This window comes from Achromobacter sp. 1011811831, from assembly GCF_059760905.1.
On sequence record NZ_JCBANG010000177.1, the window covers coordinates 1 to 3,189 of the forward strand.

General features: G+C 65.4%; 2 protein-coding genes. One reads left to right on the forward strand and one right to left on the reverse strand.

Translation table 11 applies throughout. The features are described from left to right. Positions 1-68: 68 nt before the first annotated feature. Entirely contained in the window at positions 69-1,538 is a 1,470-nt protein-coding gene (locus tag AC6LJ9_RS30360; RefSeq protein WP_498150415.1) for a YdgA family protein, read from the reverse strand. 301 nt (positions 1,539-1,839) lie between these two features. Here AC6LJ9_RS30360 and AC6LJ9_RS30365 point away from each other — a divergent pair. Continuing rightward, positions 1,840-3,189 (forward strand): DEAD/DEAH box helicase (locus tag AC6LJ9_RS30365; RefSeq protein WP_498150416.1); only part of this gene is annotated, 1,350 nt, incomplete at its 3' end.

Here is a 3,189-nt window from a genome sequence, read left to right on the forward strand (position 1 = left end):
GATGCGCGCAAGGCGCATCAGCCCGTTTCACTGCGACGCCGGCCACCAGGGGCCGGCAGGACGCGCGCTTAGCGCTTGCCCATGAAGCCGCCCATGGCCATCATCAGGAACTGTTCCAGCGGCATCTTCTTGCCGTTGAAATCGACCTGGCCGTCGGCGTAGTTCAGGTAGGAAACGACGTTGTCGTTCTCGACCTTGGCTAGGCCCATGGCGCCCGCCATGGTGCCGACCATGTCGGCCTGGCCCTTGGCGGTCTTGAGGGCCTGGTCGGCCGGCGCGCCGTCCTGCTGGGCCTTGAAGGCCATCAGGTCGGCCAGGCTGGCCTTGGACAGCACGACCTTGGCGTCCAGCTTGCGCACGGTCTGCATGGCCACGTCCGGGAAGGGCGCGTCCAGCGATGCGGGCTTGGCCAGGTTCAGATCCAGGTTGAAGGTCGACGCGCCGTTGGCGGTGCGCAGTTGCAGCGGCGCCACCGACAGGCTGGGGTTGCCGGCCAGCAGCAGCTGGACGTTGTCCTTCAGGATCTGCTGCTCTTCGGGCGTGAACTGCGGCGTCTTTTCCTCGCCGCCGCTTTGCAGCATGCGATGCGAGGCCTTTTCATAGACTTCGTTCAGGGCCTTGAGCGCCTTGGGATCCAGGTTCTTCATGTCCAGCGCGAACTTGACGCCGGTGACGTCCTGGTTCTGCACGTTGATCATGCCGAAGTCGAGCACGGCCTTGGCGTTGACGCCGGCGTCGGCCTCGCTCGTGTCGAAGGACATCGAGGTGTCCTTGACGATCACGGGCGGCTGGGTGGCCGAGTTGATCGTCAGCGTCTTGAAGCCGATTTTCTGGCTGCCCATGTACATGTCGCTCTTGCCCGGCGCGCCGTTGCCGGCGATCGTCAGGCCCTGCAGCGCCATGCTGGTGATGTCGCTGTCGTCGGACTTGCCGCCGATCACCAGGCTGTCCGACTGCGCGCTGAAGACAGCGTGCTTGGTGCCGGTGTTGACCTCGACATCGCCCTTCATGCCCGAGAACTTCAGGCTGTTCGCATCCTTGGCGAATTCGACGGCGGCCAGGTCGAACTTGCCGTCGACATTCTTGCCGTAGCTGATGCTGTACGAGCCCGACAGCGGCACCGAACCCTTGGCGGCGGCGAACCATTCCTTGACCGAGGGCGTTTCCACGAGCTGGAAGCGGCTGGCGACCATGGCCGGGGCCAGCTTGCCACGGCTCAGGTTCGACAGCGGGAAGGGACCGTGGTCCAGGTATTCGACGAACTCGATCTCGCCGTCATGGCCGGGCTTGCCGTCCTTGGCCGGGATCGAGAACTTGACGCGATAGCGCTCGGTCGACGAGAACACGCCGCGCTCGAACGAGATCAGCTCGATCGAGGGCGTGACGCCGGTGCGCTCGCCGAACTTCTGCAGATCGACGTTGCCATCCTGAATCAGTTGCTTGACGAAGGTTTCGGCCTTCTTGCCCGTGTACCAGGCAGAGCCGGTCCAAACCGCGCCCAGCGCCACGACGATGCCCGCAATTGCCGCCTTTTTCATAGCAATCCTTATTTTCAAATGGATGAAAGCGCACGGATTATAGGGAGTGCGGCCTAGGGAAACTACTTATTTGGTAGAAAGGTCGTGCAATATGTTACTTGGTTATACCAGGACGCCCCTTGCCGCCATGGCCGGCGGCCACATCAGCTACAATCCCGCCGTGCGCTTTGCCAATCTGCGCACGTTCGCCGGGCCCTTCGCCGCCTGGCTTCGCCCTGCAAGGGCGCTTCCCTTTTCTCCTTATTCGTACGCCTGGATTGGAGTCTCTCAACTTGAGCGACGGGCTGCCGCTGGAGTTGTTTTGACTGCCTCTTCTAATTTCGCCGACCTCGGGCTGGCTGATTCCCTGTTGCGCGCCATCGCCGAAACCGGCTACACCGCGCCCACCCCCATCCAGGCCCAGGCCATTCCGCAGGTCCTGAAGGGCGGCGACCTGCTCGCCGCCGCACAGACCGGCACCGGCAAGACCGCCGGCTTCACCCTGCCCATCCTGCACCTGCTGTCGCAGACCAAGCCCGCCCAGCGCAAGCCGGGCCGCCCGCGCTGCCTGATCCTGACGCCCACGCGCGAACTGACCGCGCAGGTGGCCGAATCGGTGCAGACCTACGGCAAGCACACCGCGCTGTCGTCCATGGTGATGTTCGGCGGCGTCAACATCAATCCGCAGATCAGCGCGCTGAAGAAGCCGCTGGACATCCTGGTGGCCACGCCCGGCCGCCTGCTGGACCACTGCGGCCAGCGTACCATCGACCTGTCGGGCGTCGAGATCCTGGTGCTGGACGAAGCCGACCGCATGCTGGACATGGGCTTCATCCGCGACATCCGCAAGATCCTGGCGCTGCTGCCGCAGAAGCGCCAGAACCTGCTGTTCTCGGCCACCTTCTCGGACGAGATCCGCTCGCTGGCGCGCGGCGTGCTGAACAACCCGGGCGAAGTCTCGGTCACCCCGCGCAACACCGCCACCGAACTGGTCACGCAGACCGTGCACCTGGTCGAACAGCACCACAAGCGCGACCTGATCAGCCACATCATCCGCGAAAGCGGCTGGCACCAGGTGCTGGTGTTCACGCGCACCAAGCACGGCGCCAACCGCCTGGCCGAGAAGCTGGTCAAGGACGGCCTGACCGCCGCCGCCATCCACGGCAACAAGAGCCAGTCGGCCCGCACCCGCGCGCTGGCCGGCTTCAAGGAAGGCACGGTCACCGTGCTGGTGGCCACCGACATCGCCGCCCGCGGCCTGGACATCGACCAGCTGCCGCAAGTCGTGAACTTCGAGCTGCCCAACGTGCCCGAGGACTACGTGCACCGCATCGGCCGCACCGGCCGCGCCGGCGCCACCGGCGCCGCGGTCTCGCTGGTCGACAACAGCGAAATCAAGCTGCTGCGCGACATCGAGCGCCTGATCAAGAAGACCATCGACCGCAAGCCGGTCGAAGGCTGGACCCCGCCCGCCACGACCGCGGCCTCGTTCGAGCGCCAGGAACGCGACGAAGACTCGCGCCAGCCTCGCGGCGGCCAGCGCAACGGCCGCGGCGGTGATCGCGGTGGCGACCGCGGTGGCAACGGCGGCGGCCGTGGCCCGCAGCGCCCGGCCCGTCTCTTTTACACATCTCCGAGCCCACGAGACGCCACATGGAATATCGTATGCCGT

Excerpts from the sequence above, each read along its gene's own strand:
- AC6LJ9_RS30360 (WP_498150415.1), bottom strand. The coding sequence starts at position 1,538 with ATGAAAAAGGCGGCAATTGCGGGCATCGTCGTGGCGCTGGGCGCGGTT.